Source organism: Paenibacillus sp. OSY-SE, from assembly GCF_000283315.1.
GTDB lineage: Bacteria > Bacillota > Bacilli > Paenibacillales > Paenibacillaceae > Paenibacillus_B > Paenibacillus_B profundus.
Map to the genome: position 1 here is coordinate 146569 of NZ_ALKF01000202.1, position 13972 is coordinate 160540.

Below are 13972 nucleotides of genomic sequence, written 5' to 3' on the forward strand. Positions count from 1 at the left end.
TCCTTTTTCAGATTATTTTAGGCAACCCAGCTAAGATGACATCCATCATGTGGAAATATAAAGTAAATTAATACCTATATGTACCATTTATAGTAGACTTCATCCTGTCGGATTGCAATATGATTTTCATTCGTTTGAATAATGTTCATAATTTTCAGAACAAGCACGTGACAAGTAGAGAAAAAAATCGCAAACTTGGTACAGCAATGTTATCGAGCCTGTGCTCCCTATTCCCCAAGCATTTCATGTATCGGCAGAGAATCATGTATAATGTAAAGCATCGCATGGCACGGTTGCCGGAAAGGAGGATGTCATCTATGAAAGCATTGGCAGCTCAGAGGTGTATCGAGATCAGGAGAAAAATTGAATGCACAGTGGAGCGAATTACGGAGACCTCCTTCCATATGAAGCTGTACAGCCATGAGATTACCGTGAAAGAGGAACGGATTGCAATGGATAGAATTTACGATATTTCGTACTACCGAAAAAGCCGAGAAGAAGATGCTATCGGTTTCCTCTACTTGCATACCAATCGAGGCGTTCAGACGTATTACGTAAAAGACGATCCGACTCAATTTATAGAAGCCTATAGAAAGCTGAATGAGTTAAATAGAAAAAAATGAGCAAGAAGCTCAGATAGAAAAAATTGCATATGTTCATTCGTTTCAACACGCTTGACACGGTTAACACATCATTATATACTAATGAAGTGTTGAGGCCGCATCAGGTCTCAGAACGATAACATAATCATAGTTTGCGGTCATGGCGGAATTGGCAGACGCGCTAGATTCAGGTTCTAGTGTCAGCAATGACGTGGAGGTTCGAGTCCTCTTGACCGCACCACCAATGTAAACGACAGTCCTTGCGAGCAGCAAGGGCTTTTTTGTTGTGCCGCGCTCTTTTCCCTCGGAAAGCCTCAAAATGGTAAAGATGAGTTGAAAATTTGATACCATGTAAAATGGAACAAATGGAAGATCGTACCCGAATGAAAGCGATGTATTCGTTTTCTTTAAAATTAAAGCGGTTTTACTTTTGGGTAATGAATAGGATAGTTTGATAATAGAAAAGATTTCATGCTCGTTTTCAGAAAGAAGGTGAAACAAATAGAATACCGGTGACATTCTCTCCGGCAGCTCACGCATTTACTCCCCATCAATAAGACATCTAAGAGATAACCCGCATTTTCACAGTGGAAGAACATACATCCATAGTGCCTGCAGAATATAGAGAACTTCCGCCTAACGCCATTACTGTATCATGCATTATCGTGTAGAAAGATAAGAAGGAGTGGGCGCTATGCAATACTTTTTTTATGTAACGACAACTGTATTTCTAGTATTTCAATTGCTATATACCATCGTCCCCTTATTATTCAGCAAAGTAAAAAAATTAGACAACAATCTTTCCGAAAAATCAATATCGGTGCTGGTCCCCGCTTATAACGAGGAGCTTACCATTGCAAATTGCATCAAAGCGATGGAGGGGCTGAATTACGGCAACCATGAAGTCATCATCATAAACGACGGTTCGAAGGATGATACATTCCGGCGGCTTCATGAGCTGCTGGAGTTGGAGCCCATTGACAGAAAACCGGATCAAAAGCTTGCTTATAAGGAGATTAAAGGGATATATGGCTCGAAAATCTATCAAAATATATTCGTCATCGACAAATTGAACGGTGGAAAAGCGGATTCCTTAAATGCGGGCATCGATTGTGCTCAATCCGACATTGTCATAACGCTGGATGCGGACAGCATGCTCGAAGTCAATTCGCTTAAATATGTCAATCAATATTTCCATGACAAGGATATAATCGCACTGGGCGGCACCGTTAAAATCGTGCAAGGCGCCCAAAAAAAGAACGGAGTCATCGTAGAGCAATTTGCGGGCAAAGGGATTATCAAAAGCCAAATTATCAATTACATTCATGGTTTCTATGTCCGGAAATTAACGCAATCTGTATTTAATTCCATTGTTGTCATCTCAGGCGCATTCGGCGCGTTCTACAAAGAGATCTTGATCCAAGTTAATGGCTTCAGAAGCACTGTTGGAGAGGATATCGACATCACCCTGAAAATTCATGAGTATTTGAAGGCGAATAAGTTGAAGCAGAAGCTGGTGTATGCCCCGGAAGCGGTATGCTATACGGAATGTCCGGAAAATATCCCCAACTTCTATAAGCAGCGGATCCGATGGCAAAAGGCTTTTGTCGATTGCATCTTAATATATTGGTCCAAACTGTCGGAAAAGTTCAGCTTGGGCGTCAGCCTGTTTTTTGCGATTGACGGTTTTGTATTGGGAACGCTGACCGCCTTCACAACCATTTTTTATTTGCTGCAAATCGCGCTTTTTGGCGGCGACATCATTCAAGCGCTTATGATGTTAAGCATCACATTAATCGTGAATGCCACACAAATTATCATCTCGCTGTACCTGTGCAAAAAATACGAAAGCAGTTATGCGTTCAAGGATTATTTGAAAATGTTCTTATTCAGCCAGTATGAATTGTTAACGTACCGAAATTTATTGCTTTATTTAAATATTGTCGGAACCTTTAAATATTTCGACAATGATGAAGGCTGGGGTTATGTAGAGCGCAAAGGGGTTGCAACCATCAGTTAATTTTGCCCAAACAGATCATATAGGCTAACTTAGGAGGCTGCCATGGAGAGTGTTTTCAAAAATAATAGAATTATATACATTGACATATTGCGGATCATTTCCATTATAGCTGTTATTGTGCTGCATATTACCGCGGATTTGCTGACCAGAACGAACGATTTTGACACCCCGTCATGGTGGGTCAGCAATGTGTTCAATTCCATTTCGAGATTTGCGGTTCCTGTATTTTTCATGATTAGCGGAGCGATGATACTGCGGATTGACGTCCAATCATACAGGGACTTCTACATAAAAAGAGTATTGCCTTTAGTCATCTCGCTAGTGAGCTGGTCTTTGATTTATGCCTTGTACACGCAATATTTTATCGTTAACAGCCACATGAACGTCTATCAATTTCTCGGAGATTTCGCTTATAAATTACTGACAGACGGGAACTATATTCATTTATGGTTTTTGTATGCTATCATCGCTATTTATATGACGGTTCCTTTGATTAGCAAATTGGTGAAGGCGTGCAGCGAGAAGGATTTGCGTTATTATTTGACGCTCTGGTTCATTATCAGCATCCTGTATCGCTTGATATCTGATATCGTGCTTAAAGCAACTTCGCAATATATAAATATACCTATTTTGAACATTCCTTTTTTTACGGGTTTTTTGGGGTATTTTGTATTGGGATACTATATGTTTACATATGGGCTGCCGGAGAGACCGAAAAGATTATTTTTTAATTTGGGCATTATCTCGTTTTTTGTTACTCCGGTGGCGACTTATTTTGCATCTCTGTACAACGGCGTGCTGGATGAAATGTTTTACGGGAATTATTCCATCACGACGTTCTTTATGGCCATAGCCATGTTTATTTACTTTCAAGAGAAAGACAGCTCATTAAGGGAAAAAGTAAATCACAAAATCAAAAAAATGATCGGTTCCGTGTCAAAAGCGAGCTTCAGCATTTATCTTATTCATTTGCTAATCGAATTGCTCGTATCCCGCCGGGCTGACACCGAGGGAACGCTGCTGCAAACTTCGTTCAACCTTGCGTTTAATGTAGTTGCCATCTTTGCAATCAGTTACATTACGGTCAAATTGTTGAATCTCAATAAATTCATAACCAAAGTGCTATTTGGTGGAAGAGGTTAATGATGCGTGTAAGCCATTATACAAAAGCGTTTATCGTGATGTTAATAATAGGGATGGGCTTCTATTTTTATAATTTGCACATTACAGACCATAAAATGAATACTGTTTATATTCCGATATGGAAAAATTTAAGCGATATCAAGCTGCAGGATAAGAAGGTGGATATTGCATTTATCGCCTTCGCAAAAATAGATAAAAACAATATTTTTTTTCACGAAGATCCCGCTCAAAACGATCTAATCAAAGCAAATATCAAACGGCTGAAGGAGAGTCATCCGCAAACACGTTTTGTGCTGGCCGTCGGAGGGTATAATGTGGATGGATTTTCGGATGCCTCGCTGGACGCCAATCGGTATCAATTTACTGAAAGCATTGTCGGGATGGTGCAGGAGCTGGATTTGGACGGAGTGGATATCGACTGGGAATTTCCGGCTTTTGATGCTTGGGGGACGCAAAAGGCACGAGCCGAAGATACTCACAACTTTACGTATCTGATGAAAGAATTAAGGGAAAAGCTTAATAAGCTGCCCCATAAAAATAAAAAATATGTGTTGACCTTTGCTGCGGGAACGCAAGACTGGTATTTCAACAATGTAGAGGTTAAACAAGTAGAGAAATACGCCAATTTCATCAACGTTATGAGCTATGACTTGACGGGCAGATGGTCTGATACGACAGGGTACAATGCCAATCTGTACAAGGATGCCAACGAGAAGGCCAAAGATAGCGTGGATGAAATTATCAATATGTATTTGCAGCACGGCATTGACAGTAAGAAGCTGCTTCTGGGCATTCCGGCCTATTCGTACGGATGGGAAGGCGTGAAAAACGAAGGTGGAGGAAACGGAGCGTTTGCTGCCGGAAATCCAATCGATATAGACAAAGTGGATTTGAGTTATAAAACCATCGAACAAAAATATAGGAGTAAAAAAGGATTTAAGCGTTATTATGACGAGAAGGCAAAGACCGCATTTTTATATGATGGGGATATGTTCATCACCTATGAGGATAAAGAAGCGTTAAAGGAAAAAATAGCGTACATTCAAGGTAAAGACTTGGGAGGGGCAATGGTTTGGGAATACTCTCAAGACTCCGAGGATGGAATTGTAAAGTTTTTGGGTGAGCACTTGAATGAGTAATATCAGCCAAATAATTCAGGTAACGCTTAAATCATTCATGGGCAAGTAAGCGATGCCAAGCTATGATAGAGGTGTTACTAGGATGGAGGTTGGTATTAATGAAGAAACAGCGTGTAGGTATCGTGGGCTGTGGAAATATTTTTCCAATGCATGCCAAGTCCGTAGAGCTGAATGAACATGCAGAATTAGTGGCTATATGTGATGTCAAAGAAGATCGGGCACAGAAAGCAGCCAATCAATACAACTGTGCTTATTACTTGGATTATAAACAAATGATTGATGAGGCCGACCTGGACGTTGTGCATGTATGTACACCACACCATATGCATGCTCCTGTCGTCATCTATGCAGCAGAGAAAGGCAAGCATGTCATTACGGAGAAGCCGATGAGCATTACGGTGGCGGATGCGGAGGCGATGATCGAGGCGTGCCGCACACACAATGTCACATTCGGAGTCATTTTTCAAAACCGCTATAATCCAGGCTCCGTGTTGATTAAGGAAGCTCTCGACAGCGGCAAGCTGGGGCGCGTGCTTGGGGCTCGCTGTTCTGTCACCTGGAAACGAACAGACGAATATTACAGCAAGAGCGACTGGAAGGGCACCTGGGATAAAGAAGGCGGCGGCGTCATTATCGATCAGGCCATTCATACATTGGATTTGATGAGATGGTTCATCGGAGACGATATTGCTGCGATATCCGCTCACATTGAAAATCGCACGCATCGACAAATCGACGTTGAAGACGTGGCTGATGGAGTTATCGAGTTCAAAAACGGGACGATGGCCTCCTTCTACGCGATGAACTATCATAGCTATGATGCTCCAGTGGAGATTGAATTGCACTGCGAGAAAGGAACCGCGCATATCAAGGCCGAGCAAGGCGCCATTCATTATGAAGACGGCACTGAAATTAGCCGGGACACCGATCGCAACAACGTAATCGATTACGGCGAAGGGGTAAAAACATACTGGGGGATAAGCCACATCCATCAAATCGGGAACTTCTACGATGCTGTAATCAATGGTGAGCCGTTGCATATTACAGGGGAAGAAGCCTTGAAAACTCAGAAGATGGTCGCGGCTATATATGAATCCGGGAAGACGGGACTAAAGGTTCAATTTTGAGCCTGTGAATAAAAATCAAGTGAAGTTGCTATAGCTTAATGAGGAAGAATCACCTGTTAGATGCCAACATCTATCAGGCGATTCTTCTTTTTTAGAATGGGTCCTCGTTAGTGGATGTCAGTTCGCCCTCTCGTGTTCTTCAACCTCGATGTGCTCTTATATCCACTCTTCCAATGGCTCAGATTGAGCAAGTTAAAAGTCGCCGAAGTAGCCTTATGTTCACTCTCCCGATGATTCAGATGGAGCATTGAACAGCTCGGACATCAAATCTTCTGCTTCCTGCCTTCGCTTTGCTGTTTCTGTTGGGTCGACTGTTATTTTATCTTTGCAGATGATTACAGCATCCCCAGCTTTAGCGCCATCCGGGAGTAATGACTTTTGGAAGTCATGCGTCTTTCCATCAAGCTCAATGACCGCAATATCTCCCTCAATACGGTCAATTATCCCTTTTTTCACATCGTTCACCTCGCTGTTACGAATGTTATCTTCTTCCCGTCACTGATTGCAGTGACCGTTCCTTGCTGATCGGTTCGATATATTTTGGAGTTCGCTTTTTTTAGACGAGTGAGTATGTCCTTCGTTGGATGTCCATACTTGTTGCCTGTTCCTGCACTAATAATGGCATGTGCAGGTTTGACCGCATTCAGAAATTTCTGTGATGTAGATGTAGTAGAGCCATGGTGTCCTACCTTGAGTACATCGGCAGACAAGTTGGCCCCGCTTTTTATCATATCTGCTTCGCTTTTCTGCTCCGCATCACCGGTGAACAAAAAGGAAGTATCTTTGTATTGCAGGCGCAAAACCGCACTCCATTCGTTGAGCTCATTTCCGTATTCATTAACTGGTCCGACAAACTTGGCTGTCATTCCAGCAAGCGGTATATCAACACCGGTTTTTGCCGTTTTTATCGTGAGCTTTTGTTTCTTCACAGCCAATAGGAAGTCTTTAAAGGTTTGTGTTGTATGTGATACTTTAGGTGCATAGACGGCTTGGACTGGAAATGCATGAATAACATCATCCAAGCCACCGATATGGTCGGCATCCGGGTGGGTGGCAATTACTACATCAAGCTGCTTTACCCCGAGGTGCTTGAGATAGGTTACGACGTCTTTTCCCTTGTCATTGTCACCCGCATCAATTAATATGTATTGGTTTTTTGGTGTTCGAATGAGAGTGGAATCTCCCTGTCCTACATCTAAATAGTAGACTTGCAGCGTACCGGCAGCTTGTTTCTTCGGGAGAATCATTGCCGCGCCAGTGCTTTTTTGAGCTGATTTTTTGTCGGTGGCCCTTCTTATGCTGCCATCCTTGTTATGATAATGATACTCTCCATCTGTAAGCCCCCATTGCTGGCAATTGGTACGGCACGTATGCCCCCCATTGGCATCGGTCTTACCTGGATGTGCGATGGCTGAAGCAGGAAGGATGGCAACGATCAACGTTAAAACTAGGAATAGTGGAATCAGATGTCTTCTCATGATGCTCCTTCTACTGTGTGTCATAGAACCAATATTACCATAACTACATGGTAGTTGAAAACAAATGTTCGCATATAACGGGTGCTTGTATCGATTAATTGGCAACAATGCTTGTACGCTATGGAAAACATATTGGCAAGCTGTAAGAATAATTCACAATCGGGTCGCTTCATATTTTAATAAATAAGACAGAAGAAGCTTTTCCGGTATCTGACGCGTTTTATTTTATGGGAATGCTATGTAATTTAGCGCTTGGAGGAAGGGTGAGCTGGTCTCCCGAAGACAATACAACGGTTATGCTGACGCCGATGGGAATCAAAAAGGAGAAACGGACAAATATGCGGAGCAAAAAGGAGTGAAGCCGAAGATTCCGACTCATCTCATTACTTTTCCAATACCTTTCCGATGACCGGATTTGTCCGCTATGGAACGATGGATAGCTTCGGGGCGATGACCGATCTCGGAAGCTTCACTGTCAACAATTACAGCTATTCCAATGCGGATGCGGTTACAGCCATCCCGAACGAAAAACGAACCGACAGCAAATAAATTGATGTCCGAGGGTGTGAACGCGTGCGCGTCATCTTCGTAGCGTATAAGAAGAAACAATTCAGCGAATAGTTATAAGAACTTATTTACAATATTGAGGATAATTTGTTATCATATACAAAATATTTAAACGCGATGAAGAGAAGAGTAAATAAATGAATTCTTTCACAGAGAGCTCCAGTTGCTGAAAAGGAGCAAGAATTATTTATTGAACCAAGCCTCTGAGCAGCATGTCGGAACCTGATGAAGGGGATGAGATGACAGGAGCTCCTGTTACAGAGCTAGAGTATAAGCATTCATTGCAATGCCGTACTTGATGAGGTTAATATGGCGACATATTAATAAACCTGGGGTGGTACCACGAGAATCTCGTCCCCAAGACGCTAAGTCTTGGAGGTGAGATTTTTTTGTTTTGTAACAATATAGAACTGCTATTGACCATAAATAGGAGGGTATGACTATGTGTAAGGAAAATGAGACTGTCTCTGAACATTTTATAGATAAGCTGATTCATGACGATCTTCAAGCCGGAACATATAACAGAGATATTTGCACAAGGTTTCCTCCAGAACCTAATGGATACCTTCACATTGGAAGTGCGTATGCCATACACACGAACTATATGACAGCTAAAAAGTTCAAAGGGAAGTTTCATTTGCGCTTTGATGATACGAATCCTTTAAAAGAGGATATGGAATATGTGAATGCCATCATTGATGATATCAATTGGCTGGGTAACAGCCCGGGCGACAATATATTTTATGGATCAGACTACTCGAATGAAATATTCAATGCGGCTGTTGCTTTGATCAAGAAAGGAAAAGCATATGTTTGCGATTTATCGCCAGAAGAAGTAACGACTTACAGAGGAACCCTTACGGAACCTGGCAAGAACAGCCCATACAGAAATCGATCCGTCAAAGATAACCTCGATTTATTCACAGACATGAAGAACGGTATTTATCATTCAGGGGCAAAAGTTCTGCGGGCTAAAATAGATATGGGTTCTCCCAATATAAATTTAAGGGACCCTGTAATCTACAGAATCATTCATGCGGAGCATTACAGAACGGGCAAGACGTGGTGCATCTACCCCATGTATGATTTTGCTCATCCCATTCAAGATGCAATCGAGGGCATAACGCATTCCTTATGTTCCATCGAGTTTAAAGATCATCGTCCTCTTTATGAATGGGTGATGAATGAGCTTAGTATATGTGAAGCTCCTCAACAAAGGGAATTTGGAAGGCTGAACATAACAGGTGTTGTTACGAGCAAACGATATTTAAAACAATTGGTTGCTGGGAAATACGTAGACGGATGGGACGATCCAAGACTCCCTACGATTCGCGGACTCAGGAGAAGAGGCTTTACTCCTGAAAGTATAAGAAGCTTTATCGAAGAGATCGGCTTAATTAGACATCAGAACATGGTTGACATCGCTATGCTTGAACATTCTGTAAGGCAGGATTTAAAAGCAAAAGTAAACAGTATTATGGCGGTAGTAAATCCTTTAAAAGTGGTGATCACAAACTATCCAGAAAACCATTCTGAATGTGTAACCATCGATAACAATAGCGAGAATGATGCTTTAGGGAAGAGAAATGTGCCCTTTACAAGAATTGTTTATATTGAAAAGGATGATTTTATGGAGCAGCCATCCAAAGGATTTCACAGACTGACTCTACATGCAGAAGTTCGGTTAAAAGGGGCTTATTTCATTACGTGCAATGAAGTGATCAAGGACGAACAAACAGGTGAAATAACCGAGCTCCGCTGCACGTATGATCCGAAAACAAAGAGTGGAACCGGCTTTACTGAACGGAAGGTGAAGGGGACGATCCATTGGGTTTCAGCGCAGCACGGAATAAAAGCTGATATACATCTATATGAGAAGCTGTTAATGGATAACGATCGCATGAAAGATGACAGCCCAGCTTGGGATGAATCAATAAATCCTCACTCGCTCCTGATCGTTAAGGATTGTATTGTCGAGCCGTTCGTGGAAAAGGCGCTACCCGAAGATAAGTTTCAATTTATTCGACATGGATATTTTTGTGTGGATAAAAAATATACAACGAACGATAAACTGGTATTCAATAGAATCGTACCACTGAAAGATACATGGAGGAAAAATACGTAATACCACATGTGAACTGGGGCACAGGGTAAAGAACCGGGCAGTCTAAGCCGATATCCGGTTCTTCCTGTTTTCTTACGAAATTGTTCTTCAGCGAATTTTTATAATTTTATTGGAAAACATCCGACGTGAAAAAATGGAATATGGCATCAGACGATTCGTGAGTAATGAGCTCTGCATCTCGTGCAGTTGCTTTGATCCCGTACCTCGCCATTTTCCATTGTTCGTCCCGACAAACCGAACTCAATGCTAGTCTTTTCACTTCCACATTTAGGACATTCCTTGATTAAGTGCGTTCCGTCGAAACCAACAATGTTCGTTACCCGTCTGCCGAGACGGTCATAACCGCTCAGGTTCGCGCTAAAGTGGATTGGCTCGCTATTGGAATGAATTATTTTATCATTTTCCTCTCCCAATGTAACAGGAAATTCTACTCTCATCGTTTCCCTAACCTCCAATTCTCAAATATGAAATGAACTTATCTCATTTTGTTCACGTAAGGAATATTATACCATGAGCTTATGAGTCTTTGGTTCTATATCTATTACTTTATATGATAAAAATAGACATAAAAATAGAATACTGTGAAAATTGGTTAGTGAGTGTGAAATCTTTATGTGATAATGATACAAATGCTGGCCTCCCATCGTTTAACACATGAAGAGAGGATGTGAGCCGATGGAAACGTTCCTGCACTTATATGATCGTTATTTTGATGATCTGTACCGTTACGTGTTGTTCCGGGTGGGAAATCGATGGGATGCGGATGATTTAGTCAGCGACATCTTTCGAAAAGTGTTGGAGTACAGCCAGAAGCACCACGGCGTCATGCCGGAGCATGAGAGGGCGTGGCTGTTCACGATCGCCAAAAACCGAATTATTGATTATTACCGCAGAAAATCTGAAACGGCTTATGGAATCGATCCAGAGCGCGGCGGCTACGAGCATATTCCAGACATGTTCCGGGAGGCCTCCGTTCAGAACGACTGTCTGGAAGAAGCGATGCTCGAATTGGAACACGAGGACCGGGAGGTAGTGCATCTCAAGTATATGGTGGGCTTCGCTTACGAGGAAATTAGCGCGATGGTGGGCAGGACAGAAACGTGGCTGCGCAACCGCGTGCATCGGATTCGCAAAAAGATGGCCCTGCTCATCGAACGCTGCATGGGGGAGGTCTAATCATGTCCGAGTCAAATCCGAAGTGGGTGAATGATTTGAAGAAGGTTCATGACCAGCTTGCCATTGACGAGTCGTTCAAGGCGGAACTGCGCTGCAGGCTAGTACAGGAAGGCTCAACCTTCGAGCAGACCTCTCACACGCGCAGCAAGCCGAAGCCGCGATATTGGGCGTGGGCGACTGCAGCTGCGGCAGTCGCAGCCATCGTGCTGCTCTGGAGCATGCTTGCCGAACCGGCAGCGCCGCGGGTATATGCGGCCGACTTGAAGGCGGAGCTGCGGTTCGATACGGTGCAGCAGCTCGGGCAAGAGCCGAGCGTATCCGCCGCGATTCACGGTGATACGACCTACTATGCCGTCCCGGGGCAAGGCGTTTACATGCAGCGAGGTCTGTCCTATGAGCGCATTGCGCAAGGGGATGCCACAGCAATTGCGATATCGCCGACGGGCAAACAGCTGGCCTATGTGAGCGGGCATGAGCTCTTCGTCTGGAATGCGGAGACGAAGCAGACGAAGCTTGTAATAGCCGCGCCTTCAGCCACAGTAAAGCTCGCTGCCCCAGTCTGGTCGACCGATGAGTCGAAGCTGGCTTACGAGCGTCACGAACCGGCGGCCGGCACGATTTGGGAAGCGCAGCTGAAGACGGGGGAACAGCGGTTTATTACGAAGGGAGCTGCGCCATCCTACATTCCGCATGCAGAGAAGCTGATGTACGATCGCGCTGGCCGAATTTACACGAAGAACCTGGATTCTGGCAAGGACGAACTGTGGGCTGAAGGCCATTCGCCTGCCGTTTCACCGGACGGAAGCTATGTGCTGTATGTCCGCGCAGCAGCAGACAGCCTGCAGCTGGAAGATGCTTGGATCGCAGATCTAGACCGCACGACGGAGCAGCAGGTTACGCACAATGAGCCCACCGATGCATGGGAGAACGGAGAATTGAAAGAGGGCGCAAAGCAACCGTATTTTACGCTTCAGAACCTTTCTTGGAGCAACGATGGCAAGGAAATTGCCTTGTATCAGGTGACGGAAACGAACAGTACGAGACGCCAATTGGTCCGCTATATGTTGTCCGTGCATGAGCTGGCGCCAGAGCAAGTGGTGGGCAGAGCGATCGAGGCGTTGATTTATCGGGATGAACGTTACGCGCATAGCTTCTTCCGCTATGATCCCGGATATTTAAAAGGGACCTCGCCGCGTCAGGTCGGCTATACAATATTGAATAAATCCGTAGATTCGAAGGGGAAGGCGGTAGTGACTGCAGCGATCGATTATTCATATCAAGATCCGTATTACGCCGTCGAGAAAAAGCAATTTACCCTCACGAAAAGTAAAGATGGATACAAAATCGACGAGATGAAAGAGATGGGCAGTATTCGAATTGCGGACTGGAGCGGCGAAATCGTGACAACGACGGAAGCTGAGCAGAAGGGGGACCTCATATTCAAGCTGGAGCAGGTGCCGCAGGATGATGGCTGGAAAAATGAAGGCTTCGCCAATCTCGTCTATAGGGAATCAGCCAGCGGCAAGAAAATATGGTTCCTCGTGAAACAGCGGCAGGGTGAGCAATCCCGCTTGCGTCTTATGAGCTACGAATGGAATCAAGGCAGCTTTGAGAAGTTCGGCTGGCTGGCTGGTGCCGAGCATTCCTCCATGATGATACTCGATGGTAACGGGGAACGGGCTGCGATAGATGTAACACGAGAAGATAATCGTGCAGATATCGCGATTCTGTCAATAGATGGGACAGATACGGCTCCTATGTACTTGTCTGATAAGCTTCAAGGCCCGAATTACGAAGAGATGGGTACCCGTCTATGGGATGGAAGTATGCTGAGCTTCTACATTTCAGTGGATGGACGTGACTTCTTCTTTAAGTACAACGCAGCACAATAGTGCATCAGCAATCGAATAACCGAACGACCGAACGATTGCCGAGGGAAGCGAAGCGCCGGATGAACAGCAGCGGCCAGGCGCTTCCCCCGAGTGCGTCAGTCGAGCCAGCCCTTGTCGCGGGCAGTGCGGATCGCTTCAATGCGCGTGCTCGCACCAAGCTTGCCGATGGCTTCTGACATATAGTTGCGGACGGTACCGTGCGACAAATACAAGCGGGCCCCGATGTCCTGCATGGTCAGACCTTGCGCCGCAAGCTGCAGCACTTCGCGTTCGCGTGCGGTGAGCGGGCACGGATTATCCCATACCGCAAGCGATAGCTCAGGACTGACGACCCGTTTGCCAGCATATACGCGCCGGATGGCATCGGACAGCTCATCACTCGGACTGTCCTTCAGCAAATATCCGGCAACGCCGGCTGCCATCGCCCGTTGAAAGTATCCCGGCCGGGCAAATGTCGTTAGGATGATGACTTGGCAAGGCAGCCTGCTTTCCTTAATTGCTTCGGCGACATCCAACCCGGTCATGAGCGGCATTTCGATATCCAGCACGGCGATGTCCGGCTGGTGCTGCTTAATGAGCGCCAGTGCGGCTTCGCCGTTCTCTTCTTGGGCGATGACTTCGATGTCATCTTCGAGTGATAATAACGTTGCCAGCGCCCCGCGCAGCAATCGTTGATCTTCTCCTAAAATGATGCGGATCATAC

The 13972-nt window shown here is 44.6% G+C and carries 12 protein-coding genes, 1 tRNA gene and 1 other annotated feature; of the genes, 10 read left to right on the forward strand and 3 right to left on the reverse strand.

The window, feature by feature from the left end; all coding sequences use genetic code 11:
* Positions 1-317: 317 nt before the first annotated feature.
* The 6 genes from A372_RS0128540 to A372_RS0128565 all read left to right on the forward strand — a co-directional run bounded on the left by A372_RS0128540 (position 318) and on the right by A372_RS0128565 (position 6031).
* Positions 318-623 carry a hypothetical protein gene (locus tag A372_RS0128540; protein WP_019424354.1) on the forward strand — a complete coding sequence of 102 codons (306 nt, stop codon included), beginning with the start codon at positions 318-320 and terminating at the stop codon, positions 621-623.
* A gap of 133 nt (positions 624-756) precedes the next feature.
* Positions 757-843 (forward strand) — tRNA-Leu (locus A372_RS0128545).
* A 453-nt stretch (positions 844-1296) separates the two neighbouring features.
* Entirely contained in the window at positions 1297-2622 is a 1326-nt protein-coding gene (locus A372_RS0128550) for a glycosyltransferase family 2 protein (protein WP_019424355.1), read from the forward strand.
* Between the two features lie 42 nt (positions 2623-2664).
* On the forward strand, positions 2665-3765 hold the full coding sequence (locus A372_RS0128555) for an acyltransferase (protein WP_019424356.1): 1101 nt from the start codon (positions 2665-2667) through the stop codon (positions 3763-3765).
* Positions 3766-3767: 2 nt separating this feature from the next.
* Entirely contained in the window at positions 3768-4904 is a 1137-nt protein-coding gene (locus tag A372_RS0128560) for a glycoside hydrolase family 18 protein (RefSeq protein WP_026011341.1), read from the forward strand.
* A 98-nt stretch (positions 4905-5002) separates the two neighbouring features.
* On the forward strand, positions 5003-6031 hold the full coding sequence (locus A372_RS0128565) for a Gfo/Idh/MocA family protein (RefSeq protein ID WP_019424358.1): 1029 nt from the start codon (positions 5003-5005) through the stop codon (positions 6029-6031).
* A gap of 219 nt (positions 6032-6250) precedes the next feature.
* Here A372_RS0128565 and A372_RS0128570 read toward each other — a convergent pair whose 3' ends face one another.
* Positions 6251-6487 carry a DUF3006 domain-containing protein gene (locus A372_RS0128570; protein WP_019424359.1) on the reverse strand — a complete coding sequence of 79 codons (237 nt, stop codon included), beginning with the start codon at positions 6485-6487 and terminating at the stop codon, positions 6251-6253.
* A gap of 5 nt (positions 6488-6492) precedes the next feature.
* A complete protein-coding gene (locus A372_RS0128575; RefSeq protein WP_019424360.1) occupies positions 6493-7509 on the reverse strand; it encodes an MBL fold metallo-hydrolase in 1017 nt (338 codons plus the stop codon).
* Between the two features lie 405 nt (positions 7510-7914).
* On the opposite strand from A372_RS0128575, the gene A372_RS37735 reads away from it, so the two are divergent.
* The 4 genes from A372_RS37735 (at position 7915) to A372_RS0128600 (ending at position 13269) form a co-directional block, all read left to right on the forward strand.
* Positions 7915-8058, forward strand: a complete 144-nt coding sequence (locus A372_RS37735) for a hypothetical protein (RefSeq protein ID WP_157259776.1) — start codon at positions 7915-7917, stop codon at positions 8056-8058.
* A gap of 126 nt (positions 8059-8184) precedes the next feature.
* Positions 8185-8438, forward strand: a binding site (T-box leader).
* 80 nt (positions 8439-8518) lie between these two features.
* Positions 8519-10201 (forward strand): glutamine--tRNA ligase/YqeY domain fusion protein, encoded by a 1683-nt coding sequence (locus tag A372_RS0128585; protein WP_019424362.1) that lies wholly within the window; start codon positions 8519-8521, stop codon positions 10199-10201.
* A 675-nt stretch (positions 10202-10876) separates the two neighbouring features.
* The gene (locus tag A372_RS0128595; RefSeq protein ID WP_019424364.1) at positions 10877-11377 is read left to right on the forward strand and encodes an RNA polymerase sigma factor; all 501 of its coding nucleotides are present in this window, start codon (positions 10877-10879) and stop codon (positions 11375-11377) included.
* A gap of 2 nt (positions 11378-11379) precedes the next feature.
* Positions 11380-13269: a TolB family protein gene (locus A372_RS0128600; RefSeq protein WP_019424365.1), complete on the forward strand. Its 1890-nt coding sequence runs from the start codon at positions 11380-11382 to the stop codon at positions 13267-13269.
* A 95-nt stretch (positions 13270-13364) separates the two neighbouring features.
* Here the strand turns inward: A372_RS0128600 and A372_RS0128605 are convergent, their stop codons facing one another.
* Positions 13365-13970: a response regulator transcription factor gene (locus A372_RS0128605; RefSeq protein ID WP_019424366.1), complete on the reverse strand. Its 606-nt coding sequence runs from the start codon at positions 13968-13970 to the stop codon at positions 13365-13367.
* Between the last annotated feature and the right edge of the window lie 2 nt (positions 13971-13972).